The sequence below is a fragment of the Allobosea sp. MMO-172 genome, from assembly GCF_037147855.1.
Classification (GTDB): Bacteria; Pseudomonadota; Alphaproteobacteria; order Rhizobiales; family Beijerinckiaceae; genus Allobosea.
This window is the reverse complement of the sequence record NZ_JBBCUM010000001.1, coordinates 250201-275313: the sequence shown is the minus strand read 5'-3', so window position 1 is coordinate 275313 and position 25113 is coordinate 250201. Positions and strand designations below refer to the sequence as shown.

General features: G+C 67.4%; 23 protein-coding genes. 11 read left to right on the top strand and 12 right to left on the bottom strand.

Annotated features, from left to right (window positions below; translation table 11 throughout):
- Positions 1-213: 213 nt before the first annotated feature.
- Positions 214-1980 (top strand): tetratricopeptide repeat protein, encoded by a 1767-nt coding sequence (locus tag WFK61_RS01270; RefSeq protein WP_336809722.1) that lies wholly within the window; start codon positions 214-216, stop codon positions 1978-1980.
- Between the two features lie 26 nt (positions 1981-2006).
- Complete coding sequence (locus WFK61_RS01265; RefSeq protein ID WP_336809721.1) at positions 2007-2882, top strand: 4-(cytidine 5'-diphospho)-2-C-methyl-D-erythritol kinase; 876 nt, start codon at positions 2007-2009, stop codon at positions 2880-2882.
- A gap of 15 nt (positions 2883-2897) precedes the next feature.
- On the opposite strand, the gene WFK61_RS01260 is transcribed toward WFK61_RS01265, so the two are convergent.
- Positions 2898-3914, bottom strand: coding sequence for a polyprenyl synthetase family protein (locus WFK61_RS01260; RefSeq protein WP_336809720.1), 1017 nt, complete (start codon positions 3912-3914; stop codon positions 2898-2900).
- Between the two features lie 174 nt (positions 3915-4088).
- Here WFK61_RS01260 and WFK61_RS01255 point away from each other — a divergent pair, with 174 nt between their 5' ends.
- Both WFK61_RS01255 and WFK61_RS01250 read left to right on the top strand, forming a co-directional pair.
- Complete coding sequence (locus tag WFK61_RS01255; RefSeq protein ID WP_336809719.1) at positions 4089-4313, top strand: putative signal transducing protein; 225 nt, start codon at positions 4089-4091, stop codon at positions 4311-4313.
- On the top strand, positions 4306-5091 hold the full coding sequence (locus tag WFK61_RS01250) for a tRNA1(Val) (adenine(37)-N6)-methyltransferase (RefSeq protein ID WP_336809718.1): 786 nt from the start codon (positions 4306-4308) through the stop codon (positions 5089-5091). The genes WFK61_RS01255 and WFK61_RS01250 overlap by 8 nt, the downstream gene beginning before the upstream one ends.
- Here WFK61_RS01250 and WFK61_RS01245 read toward each other — a convergent pair.
- The 3 genes from WFK61_RS01245 to WFK61_RS01235 form a co-directional block, all read right to left on the bottom strand.
- The gene (locus WFK61_RS01245; RefSeq protein WP_336809717.1) at positions 5082-5387 is read right to left on the bottom strand and encodes a hypothetical protein; all 306 of its coding nucleotides are present in this window, start codon (positions 5385-5387) and stop codon (positions 5082-5084) included. The genes WFK61_RS01250 and WFK61_RS01245 overlap by 10 nt on opposite strands.
- A 155-nt stretch (positions 5388-5542) precedes the next feature.
- Complete coding sequence (locus WFK61_RS01240; protein WP_336809716.1) at positions 5543-5818, bottom strand: hypothetical protein; 276 nt, start codon at positions 5816-5818, stop codon at positions 5543-5545.
- 137 nt (positions 5819-5955) lie between these two features.
- Positions 5956-6225, bottom strand: a complete 270-nt coding sequence (locus tag WFK61_RS01235) for a hypothetical protein (protein WP_336809715.1) — start codon at positions 6223-6225, stop codon at positions 5956-5958.
- Between the two features lie 255 nt (positions 6226-6480).
- On the opposite strand from WFK61_RS01235, the gene WFK61_RS01230 reads away from it, so the two are divergent.
- The 6 genes from WFK61_RS01230 to upp all read left to right on the top strand — a co-directional run bounded on the left by WFK61_RS01230 (position 6481) and on the right by upp (position 13538).
- Positions 6481-7398, top strand: a complete 918-nt coding sequence (locus WFK61_RS01230; RefSeq protein WP_336810086.1) for a glycine--tRNA ligase subunit alpha — start codon at positions 6481-6483, stop codon at positions 7396-7398.
- Positions 7398-9734: a glycine--tRNA ligase subunit beta gene (glyS, locus tag WFK61_RS01225; protein WP_336809714.1), complete on the top strand. Its 2337-nt coding sequence runs from the start codon at positions 7398-7400 to the stop codon at positions 9732-9734. Before WFK61_RS01230 ends, glyS begins: the two co-directional genes overlap by 1 nt.
- A 338-nt stretch (positions 9735-10072) precedes the next feature.
- A complete protein-coding gene (locus WFK61_RS01220; protein ID WP_336809713.1) occupies positions 10073-10234 on the top strand; it encodes a Thivi_2564 family membrane protein in 162 nt (53 codons plus the stop codon).
- Positions 10235-10336: 102 nt separating this feature from the next.
- On the top strand, positions 10337-11599 hold the full coding sequence (locus tag WFK61_RS01215) for a GTP cyclohydrolase II (RefSeq protein WP_336809712.1): 1263 nt from the start codon (positions 10337-10339) through the stop codon (positions 11597-11599).
- Positions 11600-11622: 23 nt separating this feature from the next.
- Entirely contained in the window at positions 11623-12843 is a 1221-nt protein-coding gene (locus WFK61_RS01210) for a URC4/urg3 family protein (RefSeq protein ID WP_336809711.1), read from the top strand.
- Between the two features lie 53 nt (positions 12844-12896).
- On the top strand, positions 12897-13538 hold the full coding sequence (gene upp / locus WFK61_RS01205; RefSeq protein ID WP_336809710.1) for a uracil phosphoribosyltransferase: 642 nt from the start codon (positions 12897-12899) through the stop codon (positions 13536-13538).
- An 87-nt stretch (positions 13539-13625) separates the two neighbouring features.
- Here upp and WFK61_RS01200 read toward each other — a convergent pair whose 3' ends face one another.
- The 7 genes from WFK61_RS01200 to WFK61_RS01170 form a co-directional block, all read right to left on the bottom strand.
- A complete protein-coding gene (locus WFK61_RS01200; protein WP_336809709.1) occupies positions 13626-14057 on the bottom strand; it encodes a DUF1236 domain-containing protein in 432 nt (143 codons plus the stop codon).
- 245 nt (positions 14058-14302) lie between these two features.
- Positions 14303-15277 carry a tripartite tricarboxylate transporter substrate-binding protein gene (locus WFK61_RS01195; protein ID WP_336809708.1) on the bottom strand — a complete coding sequence of 325 codons (975 nt, stop codon included), beginning with the start codon at positions 15275-15277 and terminating at the stop codon, positions 14303-14305.
- A gap of 65 nt (positions 15278-15342) precedes the next feature.
- On the bottom strand, positions 15343-16842 hold the full coding sequence (locus WFK61_RS01190) for a tripartite tricarboxylate transporter permease (protein WP_336809707.1): 1500 nt from the start codon (positions 16840-16842) through the stop codon (positions 15343-15345).
- 3 nt (positions 16843-16845) lie between these two features.
- Entirely contained in the window at positions 16846-17364 is a 519-nt protein-coding gene (locus tag WFK61_RS01185) for a tripartite tricarboxylate transporter TctB family protein (RefSeq protein WP_336809706.1), read from the bottom strand.
- Entirely contained in the window at positions 17364-18347 is a 984-nt protein-coding gene (locus WFK61_RS01180; protein WP_336809705.1) for a LysR family transcriptional regulator, read from the bottom strand. Before WFK61_RS01180 ends, WFK61_RS01185 begins: the two co-directional genes overlap by 1 nt.
- Before the next feature lie 184 nt (positions 18348-18531).
- A complete protein-coding gene (locus WFK61_RS01175) occupies positions 18532-19467 on the bottom strand; it encodes a DMT family transporter (protein WP_336809704.1) in 936 nt (311 codons plus the stop codon).
- A gap of 83 nt (positions 19468-19550) precedes the next feature.
- Positions 19551-20213 carry a glutathione S-transferase family protein gene (locus WFK61_RS01170; RefSeq protein WP_336809703.1) on the bottom strand — a complete coding sequence of 221 codons (663 nt, stop codon included), beginning with the start codon at positions 20211-20213 and terminating at the stop codon, positions 19551-19553.
- Between the two features lie 329 nt (positions 20214-20542).
- Between WFK61_RS01170 and mgtE the strand changes: the two genes are divergently transcribed.
- Entirely contained in the window at positions 20543-21910 is a 1368-nt protein-coding gene (gene mgtE / locus WFK61_RS01165; RefSeq protein ID WP_336809702.1) for a magnesium transporter, read from the top strand.
- 60 nt (positions 21911-21970) lie between these two features.
- On the opposite strand, the gene WFK61_RS01160 is transcribed toward mgtE, so the two are convergent.
- Positions 21971-24934 carry a sensor histidine kinase gene (locus WFK61_RS01160; RefSeq protein WP_336809701.1) on the bottom strand — a complete coding sequence of 988 codons (2964 nt, stop codon included), beginning with the start codon at positions 24932-24934 and terminating at the stop codon, positions 21971-21973.
- Between the last annotated feature and the right edge of the window lie 179 nt (positions 24935-25113).

Below are 25113 nucleotides of genomic sequence, written 5' to 3'. Positions count from 1 at the left end.
CGGATGATTGCCGTTTTCTTGGGTCGGCCTCTTGGTCATCGGGATTCCGGCGAGTGTTGCGCGGCTGCTACGAAACCGGCGCATTCATGGGGAGGCCGGCTTGCCCGCCCGCCCGGAAACCGCCATCTTGGCAGCCTACGCGAAGCGATCACGGTCCGCTGGAAGAGTGCGCCCCGAGATGGTGAGGCTGCGGACCGAGGGAGAATGGCAGTCGTGACATTATTGAAGAAGGTTCGTGCCTCCGGCACGGCTGCTGCGTTGTCGCTGTTGATGTTCCTGCCAGCCGTGGCCGCCGCCCAGGGCGCGACCCAGCCGCGCACGGCTGATTCGCTGGAGCCGGGCGACAGCCTGGAGGGCAACTACCTCGCCGCGATCGTCGCCGGCGCCTCGCGCGATCTCGGCGCTGCCTCCGTCTATCTGCGCGAGGCGATCAAGGAAGACCCGCAGAACAACGACCTGACCGAGCGCGCCTTCGTCGCCTTCCTGGCCGACGGCGCCATGCAGGACGCCTTCCGCGCCGCCGACAAGCTGATCCAGCAGGACCCGAGCAACGGCCTCGCCCAACTCGTCATCGGCATCCGCTCGATCAAGCAGAAGAGCTACCAGACCGCGCGCAACCATCTCCAGCGCGGCGGCAGGGGCCGCGCGGCTGATATCACCGCGACGCTGCTCTCGGCCTGGTCCTATCTCGGCTCGAACAATCCCAAGCGCGCCATCGAGACCCTGGAGCGCCTGAAGGGCGAGCCCTCCTACAATCTTTTCCGCGACTATCATGCCGGCTTGATCCTCGACGCCGCCGGCCGCAGGGCCGATGCCGAGAAGCGCCTGAAATCGGCCTATGACGCCGAGAAGACCACGCTCCGGCTGGTCGATCTCTGGGCGCGCTTCCAGGCCCGCAGCGGCGACTTCAACGGCGCGGCCGAGACCTATGCCGGCTTCGACCGCCTGCTGCCGAACCATCCGATCATCCGCGAGGGCATGACGCTCGTCGGCAAGAAGGAGCAGCCGCCGCGCCAGATCTCGACGCCGCAGCAGGGCGCGGCCGAGGTGCTCTACGGCCTCGCCAGTGCCGGCAACCGCCAGGGCGACGAGGCCGCCGCGCTGCTTTACCTGCGCATGGCGATCTATCTCGACCCCGGCCACGATCTCGCGATTCTGACGCTCGGCGATATCCTGGAGCGCGCGCGCCAGCCGGAAGACGCCGTCGCCGTCTACGACAAGATGCCGGTCTCCTCGCCGCTGCGCCCGAATGCCGAGATCCAGGCCGGTCTGGCGCTGGAAAACCTCGGCAAGCCCGAAGAGGCGGTGAAGCATCTCGACAAGGTCATCGCCGAGCGCCCGGACGATGTCGATGCGCTCTCGGCGCTCGGCAACATCTATCGCTCGCGCAAGCAGTTCGCGGAGGCTGCGGCGGCCTATGACAAGGCGATCGCGAAGCTCGCTTCGCCGGGCCGGGCCAACTGGGATCTGTTCTATTTCCGCGGCATCGCCCGCGAGCGCATCAACCGCTGGCCCGAGGCCGAGGCCGATCTGCGCAAGGCCCTGGAGCTCTTGCCCGATCCGCTCGGCCGCGAGCGCGCGCTGGTGCTGAACTATCTCGGCTATTCGCTGGTCGACAAGCATCTCAAGCTCGACGAGGCGCTCGACATGCTGCGCCGCGCCGTGGAGCTGCGTCCGCGCGACGGCTACATCATCGATTCGCTGGGCTGGGCCTATTATCGCCTGGGTCGCTACGAGGATGCGGCGCGCGAGATCGAGCGCGCCTCCGAGCTGCGCCCCTCCGACCCTGTGATCAACGACCATCTCGGCGACGTCTACTGGCGCACCGGCCGCCAGCTCGAGGCGAAGTTCCAGTGGAACCACGCCCGTGACCTGAAGCCTGAGCCCGAGGATCTCGCCAAGATCCTGCGCAAGATCGAGCGCGGGCTGGAAGAGCCTTCGGCCAGCGCCACCGACGACACCAAGAAGGATGGCGGCTGACGCTCTCGCGCCGCCGGCCTGACGCCGTGTCCCTGCCGCTGACGACGCGCGCCCGCGCCAAGGTCAATCTCGACCTGCGCGTGCTCGGCCGCCGTGGCGACGGCTATCACGAGCTCGAAAGTCTTGTCGCTTTCGCCGGCGTGGGCGACACGCTCTCGCTCGAGCCCGGCGCGCCGCTATCCCTGACGCTCTCGGGGCCTCGGGCCGAAGGGCTGGCCGTCGATGACGGCAACCTCGTCCTGCGCGCTGCCCGCGCGCTGGCTGCTGCACGTCCCGGTTTGCGCATGGGCCGCTTCCATCTCGTCAAGCGTTTGCCGGTCGCCTCCGGCATCGGAGGAGGCTCGGCCGATGCGGCCGCGGCATTGCGCCTGCTGGCGCGGCTGAACGGCATCGCCCCGGCTGATCCGCTGCTGCGGCAGGTCGCGGCTGGAGTTGGCGCCGACGTACCCGTCTGCCTCGATTCGCGGGCGCGTTTGATGGCCGGGATCGGCGAAAAGCTCGGTCCTGTCCTCAGGCTGCCACCGCTCTTCGCGCTGCTCGTCAATCCGGGTGTGGGTGTCGAGACCGTCGGAGTGTTCCGTGCGCTCGGCCTCAAGGCCGGTGAAGTGCTGGCGGAAGCGCGCGCGGCCAACCTTGCAGCGCCGGCATCCGCGGCGGAGTTGCTTGGGCACCTGACCGCGACGACCAACGATCTCGCTCCGCCCGCGCTGCGTGTGGCGCCTATGATCGGCGAGGTTCTGGAGCGGCTTGCGGCGCTGCCGGGCTGCCGGCTCGCGCGCATGTCGGGCTCGGGCGCGACCTGCTTCGCGCTGTTCGACGATTGCATCGCCAGCGCCGCCGCAGCGAAGGCGCTGCAGGGTGACCGGCCGGGCTGGTGGGTGAAGCCTACTCTGCTGAGCTGACGATCGGCGGGCTGCTCAATGCGCCCGCGCGACGCAGAAATCGACGGCGGCGTTGAGCGCCTGCTTCATCGGCGAGGCGGGGAAGAGCCCGAGCGCATCCTTCGCCATCCGCGCATAGTGCTCGGCCCGGGCGATCGTGTCGTCGAGAGCCTTGTGCCGGCGCATGATCGCCTGCGCTTCTTCGAGGTCGCCGTCGCGGATTTCGCCGTCCTGAAGCGTGCGCTTCCAGAAGGCGCGCTCGGCCTCGTCGCCGCGGCGGAAGGAGAGCACGACAGGCAGGGTGATCTTGCCCTCGCGGAAATCGTCGCCGGTGTTCTTGCCGAGCTTGGCCGCGACGCCGCCATAGTCGAGCGCGTCGTCGATGAGCTGGAAGGCGATGCCGAGATTGAGGCCGTAGCTGCGGCAGGCGGCGGCATCGGCCTTCGAGGAATTGGCGATCACCGGCCCGACCTCGCAGGCTGCGGCGAAGAGCTCGGCCGTCTTGCCGCGGATCACCGAGAGGTATTCGTCCTCGGTCGTTTCCGTGTTCTTGGCGACCGAGAGCTGCAGCACCTCGCCTTCGGCGATCACGGAGGCGGCGGTCGACAGGATGTCGAGCGCGCGCAGCGAGCCGACCTCGACCATCATCTTGAAGGCCTGACCGAGCAGGAAATCGCCGACCAGCACGCTCGCCTCGTTGCCCCAGAGCATGCGGGCGGCGAGCTTGCCACGGCGCATGTCGCTCTCGTCGACGACATCGTCATGCAGCAACGTCGCGGTGTGCATGAACTCGACGGAGGCCGCGAGCTTCACATGGCCTTCGCCCTGGTAGCCGCAGAGATCGGCCATCGCGAGCGTCAGCATCGGCCGCAAACGCTTGCCACCCGACGAGATCAGGTGATTGGCGACCTCCGGGATCATCGTCACGTCGGAACCGGTGCGCGAGATGATCATCGCATTGACCCGCTCCATATCCGGACGCGTCAACGCGACCAGCGGCTCGATGCTGGCCTGATTCAATTCCCGTTCCTCGAGGGAGACGACGACACCCACTGGAAACACTCCGGGTCAGATCCTTACGCCGGGGCGGCGTGCCCGTCCCATGCCACAACCGTTGCATGGGACGCCAGCCCCTGCAAACCGGCGCGACGCCGCACCTTTGCGTGAGCGAGGGCAACGAAAGCTCCGGCTCTTGCGCGAAGCAGGCTGCTTGGGCTCCATGGGGCCATGCACGAACTCATGCGCACCAACGACCTTGTCCTGCTCGGCGCCGTCGAGGCCCTGCTGGCCTCCGCCAATCTCGATTGCCTGATCGCCGACCAGCATATCAGCTCGCTGGAAGGCATGATCGGCGCCTTCCCGCGCCGCCTGCTGGTGCGCGAGGCCGATCGGAAGCGCGCCCGGGCGCTGCTGATCGAGGCCGGTTACGGCGCAGAACTGCGCGATGAGTGAGAGCGAGCCGGATTCGGGGCTCGGCGAGATCGTCGAGGATCGCCTGCTCGATGGCCGGCTGCGGCTGCTCCAGCCGCGCAAGGGCCACCGCGCCGGCAGCGACGCGATCCTGCTCGCCGCTGCTTTGCCCAAACTCGGGCAGGGCGCCTTGCTCGATATCGGCGCTGGCGTCGGCACGGTCGGCCTCGCGGCTGCGCTGGCCCAGCCCGATCTGCGCGTCACGCTGCTGGAGCGCGATCCGGAGCTTGCCGCGCTGGCGGAGCGCAATGCCGGGCTCAACGGAATGGTCGGGCGCGTGACGGCCATTGCCGGCGATGTCACGGCGCGGGCCGCGGCGCTCTCGGGCCTCGGCCTGGCCGCTGCCTCATATGACGCGGTCGCGATGAATCCGCCCTTCTATCCACCGGGCGGGAGCAGGGCATCACCCGTGCCGAATCGCAAGGCCGCCCATATGGCGGAGGGCGCGCTTGAGCCGTGGCTGCGCACGGCCCGGCGGCTGCTCCGGCCCGGCGGGCATCTGGCGCTCATCCACATGGTGGAGGCACTGCCCGAGGTGCTGGCCGGTCTTGAAACCGGTTTCGGCGCGGTCGCGATCCGGCCAATCCATGCTTTTGCCGAGAAGCCGGCGATCCGGATCATCGTCACGGCCATCCTGAACAGCAGAAAGCCGGCAGCCTTGCTGCCGGCTTTCGTGATCAATGGCGCCGATGGCAAGCTGACGCCGCTCAGCGATGCGGTGCATCGCGGCCGCGAGCGCCTCGCCCCCGATTACCAGTAATAGGGGCGCGGGCCGTAGAACCGCGGCGGGCCGTAATAGGGCCGCGGGCCATAGAAGCGCGGCGGACCATAGTAGCGACGCGGGCCGTAATAGCGCGGACCATAATAGCGCGGCGGGCCGTAATAGCGCCGTGGGCCGTAATAATACTGGGCCTGCTGCACCAAGCCTTCGCTCGCAGCGGCGGTCGCCGCCATCGGGGCGGCCCCGACCGGAGCAGCGGAGGCAGAGGTGGCGCCGAGGCTGGCCGCGCCGAGCGCGCCGGCGGCGGCCACCGTGACGATCATTGTCCGAAACATGAAAACCTCCATGAGATGGCGTCGGCAACGCTTGCCGTCGGATGAAACGCCGCCCTTGAGTTGTGACATTACGTCGTCGAACCTGAACGGCGGAGGATCGCGCCGTTCACCTTGCCTTCAGCCAATGGCCGCAATGCGGCCACGCTTGCTGCCGCTCAGCGGCAGACCCGCACCGGGCGGACGACCCAGCGCCAGCCGTCCCAGATACGACGCTCGGACCAGAAACAGCGCGGGCGGTGATAGGAGGGGCGCGGGCCGTAGTGACGGCGCGGGCTACGATGGTACTGGGCCTGTTCGATCAGGTTTTCGCCGGCTTGTGCGGATGGCTCGGCCTGAGCGGCAAGCGGACCGGCCGGAGCGGGGGCCGCCGTCAGGGCGAAGCCACCCAGGGCGCCCGCCACGGCCATGGCGATGAACGCTGTCCGGAACATGGTCTTCTCCGTCGAAGGTGCCATCGGCAGTGCCGATGGGTGACGCGATGTTGCCGCCGGATAGCGAGGACGTTGTTGCTGAACGGCGCTAACGGGCGCCGTTCAGCTCATTCCATCGAAACCGACGGGAGGCCGGCTCAGCGGCAGACGCGAACCGTCCGGCGCACCCAGCGATAGCCGTTCCAGACGCGGCGGGATTCGCTCCAGCAGCGGCGGACATGCGGGCGGCCCGGGCCGTAATGCGGCCGGCCGCGATGCCAGGCCTGCTGGACGAGGCCGGTTTCTGCGCCGGCGGCAAAGGTCGTGCCGGCGGAAATCGGGGCCGCGGAGGCCGGGGCGCTGCTCATGGCGGCACCGAGCAAGGTTGCGGCGCCAAAGGCGGCGGCAATGATGCGGGTTGTCAACACGGGCGTACTCCTTCGTTGTTCGAACCGCCGGCCCGGCATCAAATGCTCGCCCCGAGCATCGCTGGCCATGCGGTTGCCTTTGTCGATATCAGACCGGTTATGAACGAAACCTGTCCGGCCGCGGTTCCCGCTCAAGCTTGACCATGGCGGGCCCGAACCCTAATCACCGCCATTCCCTCGTTTTCGGAAGGTTGCAGGCACTTGTCCGCCCCCGCGCCACTCTCGCATTCCACCATCCCGGCTTCCTCCCCGGCGATGGACCCGACCCGCTCTTTCCAGGGGCTGCTGCTGACGCTGCAGCGCTTCTGGGCCGAGCGAGGTTGCGTGGTGCTGCAGCCCTACGACATGGAGGTCGGCGCCGGCACCTTCCACCCGGCGACGACTTTGCGCGCGCTTGGCCCGAAATCCTGGCGGGCGGCCTATGTCCAGCCCTCGCGCCGCCCCAAGGACGGCCGCTACGGCGAGAACCCCAACCGACTTCAGCATTATTACCAGTTCCAGGTCATCCTGAAGCCGTCGCCGCCGAACCTGCAGGAGCTCTATCTCGACTCGCTGCGCGCCATCGGCGTCGATCTCGGCCTGCATGACGTGCGCTTCGTCGAGGACGACTGGGAGAGCCCCACGCTGGGCGCCTGGGGCCTCGGCTGGGAATGCTGGTGCGACGGCATGGAAGTCAGCCAGTTCACCTATTTCCAGCAGGTCGCGGGTGTCGAATGCGCTCCCGTGGCGGGAGAGCTGACCTACGGCCTCGAGCGCCTGGCAATGTATGTCCAGGGCGTCGAGAACGTCTACGACCTCAATTTCAACGGCCTCGATGGCGAGGACCGCATCTCCTATGGCGACGTCTTCTTGCAGGCCGAGCAGGAATACTCTCGCCATAACTTCGAGCATGCCAACACGGCGATGCTGTTCCAGCATTTCACCGACGCCGAGACCGAGTGCAAGGCGCTTCTGGCCGCCGGCGAGCCGGCCTCGGGGGCGAACCAGCCCCGCCACGAACTCGCCCTGCCGGCCTATGATCAGTGCATCAAGGCCAGCCACATCTTCAACCTGCTCGATGCGCGCGGCGTGATCTCGGTCACCGAGCGGCAGAGCTACATCCTGCGCGTGCGCGAGCTCGCCAAGGCCTGCGGCGCGGCCTGGCTGAAGACCGCCGGCGGGGGAGCGAACTAATGCCCGATCTTCTGCTCGAACTGTTCTCCGAGGAAATCCCGGCGCGCATGCAGCGCAAGGCCGGCGAGGACCTGAAGAAGCTCGTCACCGATGCGCTGGTCGAGCGCGGCCTCGTCTATGAGGGCGCCAAGGCCTTCGTCACGCCGCGCCGTCTGGCTCTGCATATCGCTGGTCTGCCCGTTCGCGGCCGCGACGTGCGCGAGGAGCGGAAAGGTCCGCGCGTCGGCGCACCCGACGCCGCCGTGCAGGGCTTCCTCAAGGCTGCCGGGCTGACCTCGCTCGATCAGGCGACCATCGTCAGCGATTCCAAGAAGGGCGACTCTTATGTCGCCATCATCGAGAAGCCCGGCCAGGAGACCGTCGCGGCCATCGCCGAGATCGTGCCGGCCGTGATCCGGTCCTTCCCCTGGCCGAAATCGATGCGCTGGGGCAAGGCCTCGGCCGCCGGCGCCAGCCTGCGCTGGGTGCGCCCGCTGCATTCGATCCTCTGCACATTCGGCGCCGCCGAGACCGAGGATCCGGAGGTCGTGCCCTTCGAGGTCGACGGCATCGTCTCCGGCAACACGACTTATGGCCATCGCTTCCATGCGCCTGCGCCCATCATGGTGAAGCGCCTCGACGACTACGTGACTTCGCTGGAGAAGGCGAAGGTCGTGCTCGATGCCGACCGCCGCAAGGAGATCATCCTCACGGACGCCCGCAACCTCGCCTTTGCGCACGGGCTCGACCTCGTCGAAGACGAGGGGCTGCTGGAGGAGGTCGCTGGCCTCGTCGAATGGCCGGTCGTGCTGATGGGCTCCTTCGAGGAGCGCTTCCTCGACATTCCCGGCGAGGCGATCCGCGCCACCATCCGCGCGAACCAGAAATGCTTCGTGCTGCGCGACCCCGCGACCGGTAATCTCGCGAACCGCTTCATCCTGGTTTCGAACCTCGTCGCCAGCGACGGCGGCGTGGCGATTACCGCCGGCAACGGTCGCGTCGTGCGCGCGCGTCTCTCGGACGCCGCCTATTTCTGGCAGACCGATCGTGGTTCGCTGCCGGATCTCGATACCTTCAAGGACAGCGCCGAAAAGCTCGGTCTCGATCTCGCCAAGCCGCTCGACCAGCGCATGGCCAAGCTCGACAAGCTCGGCGTCGTCTTCCACGCCAAGCTCGGTACGCAGGGCGAGCGCGTCCAGCGCATCGCGGCGCTGGCACGGGAACTGGCCCCGATCATCGGTGCCGATCCCGACAAGGCCGAGCGGGCCGCGAAGCTCGCCAAAGCCGATCTGCCGACCGAGATGGTCGGCGAGTTCCCTGAGTTGCAGGGCCTGATGGGCCGGAAATATGCCGAGCTTCAGGGCGAGGACGCTTCGGTCGCGGCAGCGGTCGAGGAGCACTACAAGCCGCTCGGCCCGTCCGATCGCGTGCCGAACGACCCGGTTTCTGTGGCGGTGGCGCTGGCCGACAAGCTCGACACCCTCGTCGGCTTCTGGGCCATCGACGAGAAGCCGACTGGGAGCAAGGACCCCTATGCGCTGCGGAGAGCGGCGCTGGGTGTGATCCGGTTGGTGGTTGAGAATGGGGTGCGGCTGGGGCTGCACTCTATCTTTGCCGACAGCTTCAAGATGCTCGTTTCGCAACTGATCGCCAAGGAAACGGGCCATCAGTATCAGGATTACGATCAAGCTTTTCGGGCTCATTCGGAAGTGGTCGAGCGCTTTGCCCGTTTCGATCATTCGGTCGCCGGTACGATCAAGGCGGGTGGAGCGGATTATCGCGTCGAGTCGGACGGATCCAAGGCCGGCTTCAACACCGATCTCCTCTCCTTCTTCCACGACCGCCTGAAGGTCATGCTCCGCGACCAGGGCGCGCGGCATGATCTCGTCGACGCCGTGCTGGGCGAGGGCGCTGCGGCCAATGACGATCTCCTGCTCATCACCCGCCGCGTCGCCGCGCTCGGCCGTTTCCTCGACACCGAGGATGGCAAGAACCTGCTCGCGGGCTACAAGCGCGCCGCCAATATCCTCAAGGCGGAGGAGAAGAAGGACGGGGAGGGCGCCTTCGCCGAGGCTCCGGACCTGCACCTCATCGCCGAGGCCGGCCTGATCGAGGAGAAGGCGCTCGCCGTCGCTCTCGCGCAGGCGACGCCGAAGGCCGAGGTTGCCGTCGCTAACGAGGATTACGAGGGCGCCATGGCCGCGCTCGCCGAAATCCGCCCGGCGGTCGATGCCTTCTTCGACAAGGTCACGGTCAACGATCCCGATCCGGCCTTGCGCGCCAACCGCCTGAAGCTGCTCAACCAGCTCCGTCAGGCGACGCGCGCCGTCGCGGATTTCGACCGCATCGCCGGCTGAGGCAAGGACAGCGCGGGGAACCCCTTTCCCGGATGGGAGAGGGGCAGGGGTGAGGGCCTGCCGCCAATCACCCTTGCTCTACGCTCTCTACCGATGCTGTTGCCATCGAGCGGAACTGGTTCTCTGACCTTCCCTCACCCCTACCCCTCTCCCATTCGGGAGAGGGGTTTTCTGTTGTGGTTCCTGCGTACGTCCTTGCCCGCCCCTTTCGCCGGCAAACCCGCCTCCGGAACCTATTCCCGCCCTGCGACGTTGTTTTGCCGGGGCTGACAGGCCGCGAATGCGTCGCGGCTGGGCTCCGGGGGGCCGGCTACCGGCCGAGACAAAGGGCTGAAAGCATGTCCACTCTGATTTCGCTGCTGATCACCGTTCTCGTCATCGGCCTCGTGCTCTATCTCGTGCGGATGCTGCCGCTCGACGGGCAGATCAAGAACGTCGTGCAGATCATCGTGATCGTGATCGGCATCATCTCGCTGCTGCGCTATCTCGCTGTTTTCTAAGGCGATTGACGGCGTCGCCACGCTGGTTCAGACTTCATGAGGTCCAGAGGGCCCCGGACGATCCCCGTCCGGGGCCCTTTTCCGTTTCAGGACGTGATCGCGATGAACGCGCCGAACCGCAACGGCCATATCAGGCTGACCTCCCATCCCGAGCCGGGCAGCGCCGCCGCGCGCTTCCCTATCCGATGGGGCGCCGCCACCGCCGCCGAGCGCGGCCCGATCATTGCCTCGACCACCAACCCGGCCGACCGCAACGTCATCGGCGCCCATGGCGGCTCCTATTCGGTCTATCGGGCGCTCGCCATCTCGGCCCGCGCGATGAACCCGCAGCAGCGCCCGGACCTCACCAATACCCATCCGACGGCGGAGATCGCGCCGCAGCCGCAATGGGGCGATCCGAAGAAGATCGTCTCGCTCGATCCGTTCGGGCACACGGTCGCGCAGGATTTCGGCCGATTGATCGGCGAGGGCATCGATATCCGCCCCTCGATCGCGATCACCAAGGCCAGGCTCAACCTGCCGGAGATCCTCGCCGCGATGGGCGCGCATCGTCTCGCTGCGGACGGCCATATCCTGCACGGTTCGGGCGATATCAGCGTCACCAAGATCGCGGTCGATCCGGTCTGGTATTTGCCGGGCATCGCCGAGCGCTTCGGCACGACCGAGAGCGAATTGCGTCGCACGCTCTTCGAGCAGACCGGCGGCATGTATCCCGAACTGGTGACGCGGCCGGACCTCAAGGTCTTCCTGCCGCCGATCGGCTCGATCACGGCCTATGTCATGGGCGAGGCCTCGCGCCTCGCCGACCCGAAGACGCGCATCGCCTGCCGCGTCCATGACGAGTGCAATGGTTCCGACGTGTTCGGCTCCGATATCTGCACCTGCCGGCCCTATCTCACGCATGGCATCGAGGAATGCGTGAAGGAGGCGCAGAGCGGCGGCGTCGGCCTCATCGTCTATAACCGCAAGGAGGGCAGGGCGCTCGGCGAGGTCACCAAGTTCCTCGTCTACAACGCCCGCAAGCGCCAGGAGGGCGGCGATTCCGCCGCGACCTATTTCGAGCGCACCGAATGCGTCGCCGGCGTGCAGGATGCCCGCTTCCAGCAGCTCATGCCGGATGTGCTGCACTGGCTCGGCGTCACGCATATCGACCGGCTGATGTCGATGTCGAACATGAAATACGACGCCATGGTCGAGAGCGGCATCACCATCGGCGAGCGCGTCGCGATCCCGCCAGAATTGATCCCGCCCGATGCCTCCGTCGAGATCGAGGCCAAGAAGGCCGCGGGCTACTACTCGCCCGACGGCGCGCCCGGCGACAACGCGCTGAAGTCGACGGTCGGCCGCGACCTCGACAAGTTCTGATTCCGCCACGCCTGCCTGAGTTGATGATGCCCGACCGTGATCCCGAGGCGTTCCGCGCCCTGTTGAAACCCGCTGCCGTGCGCGAGCGCGCGCAGGAGATGCTGGAGCTTGGGCTCGCCGGCCAGCTCCTGCATTTCAGCGTGCATCCGGAGCGGCTCGAAGCCTGCGCGGACTATGTGCTGGAGACGATCCGCACGAACTATCCGGCATTCGACATCCCCTTCCATGCGCGCTGGCGCCATTTCTCCGTCGATGGCGAGGATCGCTGGCAGAAGCTCGACAAGGCCGCCGGCTTTGCCAATCCTGCCGCGCGGGGCCGCGCCGCCTATGATCTCGCCGTCGTCAGCGTCCTGCTCGATGCCGGTGCCGGACCCGACTGGCGCTATCGCGACTCCGCGACCGGCCGCGAGATCGGCCGTTCGGAAGGGCTGGCGCTCGCCTCGCTCGACATGTTCGCCGCCGGCCTGTTCTCCAGTGATCCCGCGAAGCCCTTGCAAGCCGATGCGGCTGGATTGAAGCGGCTCGATGCGGCGACGCTGGCGCGCGGCTTCCAGGCCGGGCCGGACAATCCGCTGCTCGCGCTCGATGGCCGTGCCGCGCTGCTTAACCGCCTCGGCGAGGAACTGGAACGGCAGGGCCTGTCACGGCCGGGCGCGCTGTTCGATCGGTTTGCCTCGGCAGCCGAGACCGGCACGCTGCGGGCTCCGCATCTGCTGGGCGAGGTGCTCGGCACCTTCGGCGGCATCTGGCCGTCGCGCCTGACATTGGCTGGGGTGGCGCTCGGCGATACCTGGCGCCATCCGCTGATCGCGTCGGGGAAGCCGACGGAGGGGCTCGTGCCCTTCCACAAGCTCTCGCAATGGCTGACCTACTCGCTGATCGAGCCGCTGCAATGGGCCGGCATCGCGGTGGTCGATATCGACGAGATGACCGGCCTGCCGGAATACCGCAATGGCGGGCTCTTCCTCGACAGCGGCGTCATCGCGCTGAAGGACGAGGCTGACCGGACGAAGGCGCATGAGGTCTCGTCGCCGCTCGTGGTCGAATGGCGGGCGCTGACGGTGGCTCTGCTCGACGAGGTCGGCGCACTCATCCGCCAGCGGCTCGGCCGCTCGCGTGATGAACTCCCGCTCGCCAAGGTGCTCGAAGGCGGGACCTGGGCGGCCGGGCGCCGGATCGCGCGCGAAAAGCGTGTGGATGGCGGCCCGCCCTTGACCATCGTCAGCGATGGCACGGTATTTTGAGGGTAAGCCAAGGTTCGAGAGCAAGGTCCGAGAGATAGAGGGGTAACCGGCGTATGACTTCGAGCCAGGACGGCGTCACCGTCGTCGACCATCCGCTGGTCCAGCACAAGCTCACGCTGATGCGCGAGAAGGATCGCTCCACCAAGAGCTTCCGCCAGCTCCTCAACGAGATCGGCATGCTGCTCTGCTACGAGGTGACGCGCGATCTGCCGACCGAGCTGATCGAGATCGAGACGCCGCTGCAGAAATCGATGCAGCCGGTCATCTCCGGCAAGAAGCTGGTCTTCGCGCCGATCCTGCGCGCCGGCGTCGGCTTCCTCGACGGCATGCTGGAACTCGTCCCAGCGGCCCGCGTCGCCCATATCGGCCTTTATCGCGATCCCGACACGCTCCAGGCCGTCGAATATTACTTCAAGGCGCCCTCCGACATCACCGAGCGCATGATCGTGGTGATGGACCCGATGCTGGCGACGGCGAATTCCGCCGTTGCAGCGGTCGAGCGTCTGAAGGAGCGCGGCGCCAGGGACCTGCGCTTCGTCTGCCTGCTCGCTTCGCCGGAAGGCGTCGCCCGCCTGCGCGGCGCCCATCCCGATGTCCGCATCTGGACCGCCGCGATTGACGAGCGCCTGAACGATCACGGCTATATCGTTCCCGGTCTGGGCGATGCCGGCGACCGCATGTTCGGCACTCGCTGAAGCCCGGTATCCGAACGACAGAAAGCCCGCCCCGTGAAGGGCGGGCTTTCCAGCCGATTCAGGTGCCGCCTGAATCGAAGCGCCGGATCACTCGATGATCTGAACGATGCGGCGGGTCTGCGGCTCGACGATCACGGTGCGGTCGTTCACGACCGTGTAGCGATAGTTCGAGGCGTTCGGCGCGTAGTCGGCTGGCAGCTGACGATACACCACGCCGTCCTGCGGCAGCACGGTGCCGACCGCGACCGGCTCGGCATAGGTGTAGGACGGCACGCGCTGCTCGACGACATAGGTGCGGAAGCGCGGCGAGGCCGCATCGCCGACGATCGCGCCGACAACCGCGCCGCCGACGCCGCCGACCACCGCGCCCACAGGGCCGCCGACAACCGCGCCGCCGACCGCACCGGCCGCGGCACCGCTGGTCGCACCGCCAACCGCGCCGCCCGAGGGCTGGCTCTGGGCGAAGGCGACCGCCGGGGTGATGGTCAGGGCGGCAACGAGAGCAAGCTTCTTGAACATGGGATGTCTCCTTTCGAAGCTAATCTTCGGCGAGGACAACCAAGGCGTGCTGGAACAGTTCCCGGAAAACCGGTCACGAGATGTTAACGGCTGGAAACGGGGCGAAGAAAAGCGCTCCGGAACAATGGCTTGGCGGGTCATGACAAAAGCCGGACCCGGCGCATGTCTTGCGAAGCGGGCGCTGGAAACGAAAACGGCGGGCCCGCAAGGAGCCCGCCGCGTCGTCGTCTGAGAGGGCTGAAAGCTTACTGCTTCGGCGCGGCCGAAAGCGCGGGCGTCAGCTTGTCGGCATCGCGCTTGATCAGCGCGGCGAAGCCGGCGGGCGTGCGCTCCTCGGCGGTCGGCAGCACAGTGCCGAGGTCGAGCAGGCGCTTCTTGGTGCCCTCGTCGTTGAGCGCCTTGCCGAGCGCGTCGACCAGCTTGTCCACGGCCTCCTTCGGCATGCCCTTCGGGCCGGCGATGCCGTTCCAGGCTTCGATCTGGTAGTCGGGCAGGCCGGCTTCCTTGGTGGTCGGCACGTCGGGCAGGGCCGGCGAGCGGTGGGCCGAGGCGATGGCATAGGCCTTGATCGTGTTGGCGCGGACCTGCTCGGCGACCGAGACGATCTGGTCGCACATGAAGTCGACCTGGCCGGAGACGAGGTCGTTCAGGGCAGGACCCGTGCCGCGATAGGCGACCGCGTTGATCTTCGGCGTGCCGAGGATGCCCTTGAGCAGGGTGCAGGTCGTCCAGGAAACCGAGCCGAGGCCGGCATGGGCTTCGTTGAACTTGTCCGGATTGGCCTTCACGGCCGCGACGAAGGCCTTGAGATCGGGCGCCTCGAGGTTCTTGCGGGCAACGATCAGGATCGGCGTGCCGCCGGCCAGGCCGATCGTCTGCATGCCGTTGATCGGGTCATACTTGAGGCCGGGATAGGTGGCGGGCGCCGCCGAGAAGGTGCCAAGATGCCCCATCGCGATGGTGTAGCCATCGGGTGCTGCCGAGACCGCGCGGGCGATGCCCGTGGTGCCGCCGGCGCCGGCGACGTTCTCGATCACGATCTGCTGGCCGAGCGTCTTCGACATGTGGTCGGCGACGATACGGGCGATGATGTCAGTCGGCCCGCCAGCGGCGAAGGGCACGATCATGGTGACGGGCTTCGTCGGATAGCCCTGCGCCTGTGCGCCGCCGGCAAAGGCCAGCGTGGCGGCGGCGGCAAGGCCGAGAACGAGCTTCTTCATGCGTATTCCTCCCTGAGATTGGCTTGAGATGAAACTGGGGGGCTGTCGCCGGGGCGGCAACCCCGTCATTCGGTGAAGGCTTCCTCGCGCTTCTTCGAGATCGAGGGCAGGAGCGCGATGGTGAGCACGGCCACGGCGACCAGCAGCAGCCCGGCCGAGATCGGCCGCTCGACGAAGGTCCAGAACGAGCCGCGCGAGATGATCAGCGCCTGCCGGAGCTTCTCCTCCATCAGCTTGCCGAGCACGAAACCCAGCAGCATCGGCGCCGGCTCGAAGCCGAGCTTGATCAGCAGGTAGCCGAATAGGCCGAACAGCGCCGTGAAGGCGACGTCGAGCGGCTGGTTGTTTACCGAGTAGATGCCGATGCAGCAGAAGATCAGGATTGCCGGGAACATCAGGCGATAGGGCACTTGCAGCAGCTTCACCCATAGGCCGACCAGCGGCAGGTTGATGATGAGCAGCATCAGGTTGCCGACCCACATCGAGGCGATCATGCCCCAGAACAGCTCGGGGTTGCGGGTCATGACCTGCGGGCCGGGGATGATGCCGTGGATCGTCATCGCGCCGACCATCAGCGCCATCACCGCATTCGGCGGGATGCCGAGGGTGAGGAGCGGAATGAAGGCGGTCTGCGCCCCGGCGTTGTTGGCCGATTCCGGCCCTGCCACGCCCTCGATCGCGCCCTTGCCGAAGCGGGACGGGTCCTTCGCGAGCTTCTTCTCCATGGTGTAGCTGGCGAAGGGGCCCAGCACCGCGCCGTTGCCGGGCAGGATGCCGAGGATGCCGCCGACCGCCGTGCCGCGCAGTACCGGCGCAACCGCCTGCTTGATATCGTCCCAGCCCGGCAGCAGCCGGCCGATCTTGCCCTTGACGACGTCGCGCGCTTCCGGGCTTTCGAGATTGCGCAGCACCTCGGCGAAGCCGAACACGCCCATCGCCAGCACCGAGAAGTCGATGCCGTCCGAGAGCGAGGCGATGCCGAAGGTCAGGCGTTCCTGCCCGGTCTCGAGATCGGTGCCGACGGTGGAGAACAGCAGGCCGAGCATGATCATGCAGAAGGCCTTGAGAATCGAGCCGCGTGCCAGCACGACCGCGAAGCACAGGCCCATCACCATCAGCGAGAAATACTCGGCCGGGCCGAAGAGCAGCGCCATCTTGGTCAAGGGCGCGCCGAGCGCGGCGATGATCAGGGTCGCGACGCAGCCGGCGAAGAACGAGCCGATCGCGGCCGTGCCGAGCGCAACGCCGGCGCGGCCCTGCCTGGCCATCTGGTGGCCGTCCAGCGTGGTGACGACCGAGGTCGCCTCGCCGGGGATGTTGACCAGGATCGCAGTGGTCGAGCCGCCATACTGCGCGCCGTAATAGATGCCGGCGAGCATGATCAGAGCGCCGGTCGGGTCGAGCCCGAAGGTGATCGGCAGCAGGATCGAGATCGTCGCGATCGGCCCGACGCCGGGCAGCACGCCGATCAGCGTGCCGACGAGGCAGCCGGCGAAGCAGAGCGCGATGTTCTTGAAGGTGAGCGCGACGCCGAAGCCCAGCGCGAGATTGGAGAACATATCCATCGGTCAGATCCCCAAGAGCCAGGGCGCCAGCGGGATCGGCAGCGACAGCGCATACTTGAACAGCAGGATGCAGCCGGCGGACATCGCGACCGCGAAGATCAGCAGCTCCTTGATCTTGCGATCATCGGCGGCGAGGCCGGAGAAGAAGATGAGGAGCGGGCCGGAGACCAGCAGGCCCAGCGCCGGAAGGCGGATCGGGCCGAACTCGAAGCCGCGGATGGTCAGGCCGAACAGGCAGGCGCCGCCCAGCGCGAAGAAGATGCCCTTCCAGGACCAGCCCGAAAGCTTCTCGCCGTTATAGCGCAGCGAAGCGAGCGCCAGCATCAGGCCGAGCGCGCCGCAGATCGTCGCGAAGGCCTTGGGCAGCATGCCCGGCCCGAGCTGGCGCAGCGTGCCGGCCGGAAGCTCCCAGGAGAAGACGAAGGCGCCGAGCGCCAGCAGCATCATGAACACGCCGCCGGCCAGATCCTGCGTCGATCGCACGCGCAGGCCCTGGGCCCGCTCTATCTGATTCAAACTCATCAGGCTCCTCCGACTGGCGACCCGGTGCGGGCGGTCCGTTTCTGCGTTTTTGGTGCGGTGAAAGGCAGGATGTGGCGATCGTCGAGCAGCGTCACGCTATCCCGGAGGATAGCGAGGAAATCGTCGCGGGACGGCAGCTTCTGCTGCGGGCGCCAGGAGACGCCGATGAGAGCGCCCGGCGGCGGCGGATCGAGCATCGCGCCGCGCAGGCGCCGCATCGTCACGCCGGGGAAGGAGAGGCGGGAGACCCAGTCCGGCGCCAGCGCCATGCCGAGCCCGGCGGCGACCGCCGACATCATCGCCGGCTTCTCGGTCGCCTCGATCGTGACGTTCGGCACTGCACCGACGCTCTCAAAATAGGCCATGACCAGATCATAGGCATAGGGCCGCAGGCGCTTGGAGGGCACGACGAAGGGCTCGCCGACGAGATCGAGCATGGTCAGGTGCTCGCGCGCGGCGAGCGGGTGATTCTCGTTCAGCACCACGACCGGGCGCTCGACGCGCAGGATCTCGAAGGCGCAATCGGTCGGCTTTCGCGGCGGGCGTGTCAGCGCCATGTCGAGCTTGCCCGCTTCCAGCATCTGGATCAGGGCGGTGGTGATCGCCTCGACGAACTTGATCTCGATGCCCGGAAACCGGGCGCGGAAGGCCATCAGCGCCTCCGGCACGAAGCTCGACGAAGCCGCGTCGATAGCCCCGACGCGCAGCACCTTGCCGGAGGAAAGCGAAGCCTCCCGCACCGCGCGCGAGGCATGTTCCATCTTGACGAGAATGCCCTTGGCTTCTTCCAGCATGATCAGCCCGGCGCGCGTCATCGCGACCTGCCGGGTGGTGCGGGTCAGGAGGGCGACGCCCAGTTCGTCTTCGAGGGTGCTGATCTGGCGCGACAGAGCCGGAGGCGCGATGCCGAGCCGCTCGGCCGCCCGGCCGAAATGCAGCTCTTCCGCTACCGCGATGAAACATCGCAGTTGCCGCACATCCATGAGCCGTCCCCTGTCCCGTGTATCGCTTGCCGCGATATCTCTATCGGTGGCCGTCGCCAATAGCGGTTCCGGCCAAGGTGTCGACCCTACAGAAATTCATAATCTTTTGACAACAAAGCCTTTCGGCTGAGCGCAGCCCAGGCCGCCGGGCTGTGGACGGCATTCCGATGCTGCGGGACAGAGATTACGCAGCCGGGGTGGGATCGGTCCGGGCGATTCGCACGATGCGGCCGTCGATCAGAGCGAGTCCGACGAAGATCGCCGCCATGCCGGCGAAATGGCGCGGCAGCAGGGCTTCGCCGAGAAGGCCGGAGCCGAGCAGGATCGCGCTGACGGGGATCAGGAAGGTGACGAGCATGACATTGCTCGGCCCGGCCGTGCGCATGATCCGGAAGAACAGGAGATAGGCCAGCGCGGTGGAGATCAGCGCCAGTCCGACGAGGGCGAGGAATGCCGTCTGCGACGGCACCGGCAGCGTCCAGGGCGGGTGCATCACGAAGACGATCGGGAGCATCATCAGGGTCGAGGCCGAGAGCTGGCCCGTGGCTGCCACCAGCGGCGACACGCCGCGGAAGCGCCGGCCGAGCAGGCCGGAGAATGCATAGGAGACTGCGGCTAGGATGCAGGCGATCTGCGCTGCCAGATTGGAGCCGAGGCCGCTGAGCGCGTCCGGACCCATCAGGATCGCGACGCCGATGAGGCCGGCCAGAACGCCGCCGAGCTTCAGGCCGGTCGCCCTCTCGTTGCCGAAGCAATGCATCACCAGCACCGCGAAGATCGGCGTGGTCGCGTTCAGGATCGAGGCGAGACCGCTTGCGATCTGCTGCTGGCCCCAGAGAAACAGGCTGAACGGGATCAGGTTGTTGAGAATGCCCATCCCGAAGAAGGCGAGCCAGAGTTCGCGCCCGACCGCCATCGACTGCCCGGCGATGCGCACCACCAGGAGGAGAGCCAGTGCCGCCAACCCGACGCGTACCTGCACCACCGCGAAGGGCGGCCATTCGGCCACGGTCAGCTTGTTGAAGAAGAACGAGCCGCCCCACAGGATCGACAGGATGATCAGCAGGAGCCATTCGAGCGGCCCCATGCGCAGCGCGGGAGCGGGTATTGGCTGTGTCATGGCGGAAGCTCTGCTCTCTGGCCGGGTCATCCCGCGTCAGTAGGTGGCCGGGCAAGGCCCGGCCACCCGTATCCTGTCTCCGCTCAGGCGGCTTCGGCGTCGCGCGCCTGCCACATCGCCTGGAAGGCCGGGCGTGCCTGGCAGGCATCGAGCCAGGCCTTCACGCGCGGATGGGCGTCGAAGAGCTGGGTCGCCGGCTTGGCGTAACGGATGACCTCGGCGACGTTGATGTCGGCGACGGTGAAGCGGTTGCCCATCACGTAACCGCCGTTCTCGGCGATCGTCCTGTCGAGTACCGCGAAGGGGCCGGGCAGGGCGGCGAGAGCGGCCTCGACCAGCTCCGGCTTGCGCTTCTCCGGCGGATAGGCGGCGAGATGGAACTGCAGGTTGAGCGCATGGGTCTCGCATTCGGTCGCGGCCCAGAGCGACCACATCACCGCGAGCCCCTCCTCCTGCGCGTCCTTGGGCGCGAGCGGCCCGCCATGCTTGCGGGCGAGATAGAGGTTGATCGCCAGCGATTCGTGCAGCTTGAAGCCGTTGTCGTCGATGCTCGGGATATGGCCGTTCGGGTTGATCTTCAGGAAATCGGCGCTGCGGGTATGCAGCGGCACGCCCGCCGCGTTCGGATCGGGCAGGCGATAGGCCTGGATCACCGGGACATGGTTGAAGGGCAGGCCGAGCTCGTTGGCGAGCCAGATGACGCGCGTCGCGCGCGAACGGTAACAGCCATAGATCGTCAGGGACATCGGCGGGATCCAGCGAGAGAGTGCGGAACGGGGACGCGCTCGGCAGGGGCCGGTGCGTCGCGGCGACAATAGGCTGAGCGCGCGGTATCGGCCAATGCCAATCATCGCCGCGCGCGGAGCAAAAAACCGTTTGACGCGCGCGCTTTGCGGGTGCATTGGCCTCCTGCTTCCGGCCCTGCGGCCGGCTGCTCACAGGAAACCCCGACCCGATGCCAAGCGACAGTCCCAGCCGACAGTCGAAGCCGTCCGCCGCCGCCTCGCGCGCCTGACCGGGTTTCCCGGCTCGCCTGCGATCCGGCCACGACGGCCCGATCGCAAGGAACAGAGCCATGAATGATACCGCCGCCACCACGGACCTCCTTGCCGTGACGCTGGCCCAGACGCTGGCGCAGGAACACGTCGCCGACATCGTCGAGACGCTGAACGACCAGGATACCGCGACCATTGCGCATGTCCTGGCCGAGCTGCCCTTCGAGCGCGCGGTCGAGGTGCTCGACCAGCCCGAGTTCACCGCTGCCGCCGAGGCGCTGGCGCAACTGCCCGACCAACGCGCCGGCGCGCTGCTCTCCGCCATGTCGGCGGATCGGGCGGCCGACGTCTTCCAGGAGTTCGACGAGGAGACGCGGGCGCGCCTGAGCGGGCGCATCGACCGCCAGACCCGCTCCGACCTCAAGAAGCTGCTGGCCTATCCCGAGCACAGCGCCGGCTCGATCATGACGACCGAGTTCGTCAGCGTGCCCTCGAACTGGACGGTGCAGCAGACGCTCGACCATATCCGCCGCGTCGAACGCTCGCGCGAGACGGTCTACGCGATCTACGTGCTCGATTCCGTGACGCGCAAGCTGGTGCGCGCGGTCTCGCTGCGCCGCCTGATCAGCGGCGATCCCGAGGCGCCGGTCGAGTCGGTCGTTCCCGCGCACAAGCCGATCTGCGTGACGCCGGAGGTCGATCGCGAGGAGGTCGCCCGCCTCATCACCAAATACGACCTGCTCTCGGTGCCTGTCGTTGATGCGGAGGAGCAGCTCATCGGCATCGTCACCTTCGACGACGTCATCGACGCGATGATCGCCGAGACGACCGAGGACGTGCAGAAGCTCGGCGGCATGGAGGCGCTCGACGAGCCCTACAAGGAAATCGGCTTCCTCGCGATGATCCGCAAGCGCGCCGGCTGGCTCTCGATCCTGCTGGTCGGCGAGATGCTGACGGCCTCCGTCATGCAGTTCTTCGAGGGCGAGCTGGAGAAGGCGATCGTGCTGACGCTCTTCATCCCGCTGATCATGAGCTCGGGCGGCAATTCCGGCTCGCAGGCGACCTCGCTGATCATCCGGGCGCTGGCGCTGCGCGAGGTCACGCTGAAGGACTGGTGGCGGATCGCGCTGCGCGAACTGCCGACCGGCCTCACGCTCGGCAGCATTCTCGGCGTGATCGGCGTGGTCCGGATCATCGTGTGGCAATGGCTCGGCCTTTACGACTACGGCCCGCACTGGATCCTGATCGCGGCAACCGTCGGCGGCGCGCTCGTCGGCATCGTCACCTTCGGCTCGCTCGCCGGCTCGATGCTGCCCTTCGCCCTGAAGCGGCTCGGCTTCGACCCCGCCAGCGCCTCGGCGCCCTTCGTCGCGACGCTGGTCGATGTCACCGGCCTGGTGATCTATTTCGGCGTCGCCGCCGCGATCCTGACCGGGACCCTGCTCTGATAAAACGAAAAGGCCCGGGGCAGCAGCCCCGGGCCTTTTGGTATCGGGAACGTGGTTTGATCAGCTCGCCAGCACGCGCTGCGGCGGGAAGGTGATCTCGACCAGCGTGCCTTCTTTCTTGACGGATGTGATTGCCATGGCCGCGCGGTTCGCCTCGACCAGCGCCTTGGTCAGCGGCAGGCCGAGGCCCGTGCCGCCGGCGCGGCGCGTCGTCGGCACCTGGCGGAAGGGTTCGAGCGCGAGCCGGAGCTCGTCGTCGTCCATGCCGATACCGGTGTCGCGGACCCGCAGGATCGCCTCGCCCTGGTCGCCGAGCGCGGTCGAGATGATGACCTGCCCGCCGGCATCGGTGAACTTCACCGCGTTCGACAGCAGGTTGATCGCGATCTGGCGGATCGAGCGCTCGTCGGCGACGACGGGGGGCAGCTTCGGCGAGAGCCCCGAGCGCAGCACGACACGCCCGCGCTGGGCCTCCGGCTGGAGCAGCGACACGGTCGACAGGGCGATCTCGTTCAGGTTGACGCTGACGAAGTCGAGATCGAGCTTGCCGGCCTCGATCTTGGCGAGGTCGAGCAGGTCGTTGACGAGGCTGATGACGTAGCCGCCCGACTGATGGATGTCGCGCAGGTATTCCTTGTAGCGCTCGTTGGCGATCGGCCCGAAGCGCTCCTCCGCCATCACCTCGGCAAAGCCGATGATGGCGTTGAGCGGCGTGCGGATCTCATGGCTGATCTTGGCGAGCACGTCGGATTTCTGGGCGCTTGCCGTCTCCGCCGCCTTGCGGGCCTCGACCAGTTCGCCTTCGGTCTTCTTCCAGGCGGTCAGGTCGCGCAGCACGGCGCAGAAGCGCGGCTCGCTGCCATGGGCGATCTGGCCCATGGTCATGAAGAGCGCGATTTTGCCGCCCTGACGGACGCGGCCCTGCACCTCGCGCCCATCGTTGAGCACCGAGGCGACGCCGCCGCCCTTCAAGCCTTCGAGATAGTCGAGCGCCGGCGCATGGCTTTCGCCGGCGAAGAGCAGGGTGAACAGCTCGCCGGTGACCTCGCGCTGGTCATAGCCGAACAGCGCCTCGGCCGCCTTGTTCAGGGAGAGGATGCGGCCGCGATCATCGACCGTGACGACGCCGTCGGTCGCGGTGTCCAACATGGCCGTGAGCTCGCCGATGCGGGCGTCGCGCGCATCGGCATCAAGCCGCAGCGCCTCGACCCGAGCCGCCGATTCGGCCTCTTCAGCCGCGAATTCAGCGGCGAGCTCGGCTTCCTCCGCCTCTTCCGGCGTCAGCACTGCAACTTCGCTGCCGTCGCCGCTCGGGTGGCGGAAAGCCATCAGCGTCGCCGGCTCGTCCTGCCAGCTCACGCTCGACAGCACGGCATCGACATGGACGAGATGGCCGAGCCGGTCGATCAGCGTCATCGTGCCGCCATCGGTGCGGGCGGCTTCCTTGATCAGGCGGCTGACCTTGCCGCCCGCCTTCAGGTCGGCGAGATCGGCATAATCCAGCAATTCGAGCAGCGTGCGGTTGGCATAGAGCGCCTCGTCGCCGCGATTGACGAGCACCGCGATCGGCAAACGGTCGAGCACGTCGGCATGCGAGTTGCGCTGCCGGGCAGGGGCGAGGGCAGCGTCCGCTTCCACCTTGGCCGCCGATGCCGCTTCCTTCTCCTTGACCTGCAACGGCGCGACCGGCGGCAGGCGTGGCGCGCTCGGCTCGTCATCGCCTGCGAGCCTGGCGCCCAAGGCCTTGGCGATCTCGCGGAAGGCATTGCGCTCAGCCGAGCTCAGATGCGATTTCGACGGTTCGAGAACCGGCCGGATCGCGGTCAGGTGGCCGTTGCGGAGGGGAACGATCTTGCCGGGCGGCGAATCGGGTTCCGGTGCCGGAGGGGCTTCGGGAGCGAAGGCCTGCTCTGCGGATTCCGCAGCCTCGTCGAGCGCGACATCGGCTTCGTCCGCCGCGTCGTCATCGCTCTCGGGCAGTTCCGACAGATCCTCTGCGTCGGACACACTGGCCGCCGGGGCGTCCTCGTCGACCAAGCTGACCGGCGCGACTGCGCTGTCATCGTCGGCAACGGGCGCGGCTGCTGCAGCTGTCTCGTCCATGGCGGCTAGATCGGCTGCCGGCTGTTGGACCTCGTCTTGCGCGGTTTCGGCGGCAGCCGGAACCTGCTCCGTCTCCGCGATGGCGTCCGCCGCCGGGGCATCCGCCTCGGGCGTCGGGAAGGGGCAGCGTTCGTTGAGCCGGGCGATACCGAAACCGCGGAAGCCGACAAGCTGGCGCGAGATATCGAGGACCGGCACGCCGGACAATTCGACCGGAGCGGCTTCACCGGGCGAATCGGTGCGCCAGAGCACGCTATGGCCGCTCCAGGTCGCTGCCTTGGCGAATCGTTCGATCAGCCCGCCGTCGCTATCGGCGAAGGCGAGGCCGAGCAGATCCTGCCAGCGTTGGCCGATAAGACCGGCCATCGCGGCGTCCCCGGTGAGGGCAGCGATATTGTCCGAGAGTTTCGTCAGCCGGCCTTCGCGGTCGCTCTGCCAGAGGAAGCGGACCGTCGCCGGCTTGGCGGGGGAGGGGGCATCGTCCTGGGTAGCGGTCTCTGCCGGGGCCGGCGCGGCGACAGGCGCAGATTCGCTGGCCTTCGGAACCGTGATGCCGAGGCGCCGCAGCTCGGAAGCCTGCACGGCGATCGCCAACGCAGAACGCCCATCGGCGAACGAAACCAGCTTGCTGCCGCAGGTGACGGGGACTGCGGCGAAGCTCGCGGTCAGGCGCAGGCGTTCCAAGCGGATGCCGTTGGCCGAGGCCAGGCCGCCGGCCAGCAGGTTCAGGCGCTGCCGGGTCGGTGCCGGCAGGCTCGCTTGTCCGCCGAGCAGCGCTTCGGCCGCCGCATTGACGAAATGGGGCTTCTCGGCGGCCGGATCCCACAGCAGCAGGGCGCCGCCGGCGGCAAAGGATGCAAGGGTGGCGTCTTCAGCCGCCGCCACGCTCCACTCCGCCCAGTCCTCTCCGGCCTTGCTCATGCCTGCCCGCTCGTTCGATCCGCGCCCGTTATGCCTAACAAAGCCTTAATAGACCCCAAACGGCGGCAAATCCATGGAACCGAAGATCGCTCTCCCGCTTCTCATCGAAACAGCGTTAACATGGCCGCCGTGGCCGATTGTCACGCTGTTGTCATTGCGCTGCAACAATGATATTGCAG